The following is a 1,405-nucleotide window of genomic DNA, read 5'->3' on the forward strand; positions in this document are numbered from 1 at the left end:
CCCGTCCACCCGCCCCGTCCACCCGGCCCGGCCCCGTCCGCCCCGCGCCGGATCTCGTCGGCCGCGCGGGGCGGCGCCCGGCGGGCGGACGCGCGGCCACCGGCGGTCGTCGCCCGTAGCGTGATCCCCCGGCTCGTATCCTGGGCCGCGTCCCCAGCTCGTGGGTGTGCCGGCCGTGCGAGCCGGTGCGCGCGTCGGTGTGAGAGAGGTCGTACGGTGCGTCAGCCGAGTTCGAAACCGCAGCAGATCCCGGTCGTCGTCCTGGCCGGATTCCTCGGCTCGGGAAAGACCACGCTGCTCAACCACCTCCTCCACCACAGCGGTGGAAGCCGCATCGGCGCCCTCGTCAACGACTTCGGGGCCATCGAGATCGACGCGATGGCCGTGGCCGGTGCGCTCGGCGACTCGACGGTCTCCCTCGGCAACGGATGCCTGTGCTGCGCGGTCGACGCGAGCGAACTCGACCAGTACCTGGAGCGGCTCGCGGAACCCTCCCTCGGCATCGACGTGATCGTCATCGAGGCCAGCGGCCTCGCCGAACCGCAGGAGCTCGTGCGGATGGTGCTCGCCAGCGAGCACCCGGACGTCGTGTACGGCGGACTCGTCGAGGTCGTCGACGCCGCCGAGTTCGACGACACCCGGTCCCGGCATCCCGAGATCGACCGGCATCTCGCGCTGGCCGATCTGGCCGTCGTCAACAAGGTGGACCGGGTGGCGGACGGCGAGCGGGTCCTCGGGCTGGTCCGGTCCCTCGTCGATCGCGCCGCCGTCGTCCCGGCCTCCTACGGCCGGATCGACCCCGAGTTCCTCTTCGACTGCCGGCCGAGCGGGGAACGCATCGGGCAGCTGTCCTTCGACGACCTGCACGAGCACGGCGAGCCCGGCGCGCGGGACGACCACGCCGGGCATCTGCACGACGCCTACGACAGCCTGTCGTTCGTCTCGCCGCAGCCCCTCGACCCGCGCCGGCTGATGGAGTTCCTCGACAGCCGCCCCCAGGGGCTGTACCGGATCAAGGGGTACGTCGACTTCGGCCCGTACGACGTCCGCAACCGCTACGCCGTCCACGCCGTCGGGCGGTTCCTGCGCTTCTACCCGGAGCCCTGGCCGGCCGGCGAGGAGCGCCTCACGCAGCTGGTCCTCATCGGCTCGGGCATCGACGCCCCCGCCCTGGGCAAGCAGCTCGACGCCTGCCGGAGCGACGCCCCCCACGCCGACGAGCACGGCATGTGGGGCGTCCTGCGGTACGTGCGCGACCCCGACGGTGACGTCGTGCGCGACCCCGACGAGGACCTCGTGCGCGACCCCGCCGGGGACTTCGGCCGGGACCCCGACCGGTTCGTGGACGACGGCGGGACCGCGGACGACGGCCCCGCCGATCCGGCCTAGACCGATCCGCTGGACC

Annotated in this window: 1 protein-coding gene; it reads left to right on the forward strand. The window is 73.3% G+C overall.

The window, feature by feature from the left end:
• The first annotated feature begins 216 nt into the window (after positions 1–216).
• A complete protein-coding gene (locus RIN80_RS06045; RefSeq protein WP_309094450.1) occupies positions 217–1,389 on the forward strand; it encodes a GTP-binding protein in 1,173 nt (390 codons plus the stop codon).
• Positions 1,390–1,405 lie beyond the last annotated feature (16 nt).

It is taken from the genome of Streptomyces sp. (assembly GCF_031181705.1).
Classification (GTDB): Bacteria; Actinomycetota; Actinomycetes; order Streptomycetales; family Streptomycetaceae; genus Streptomyces.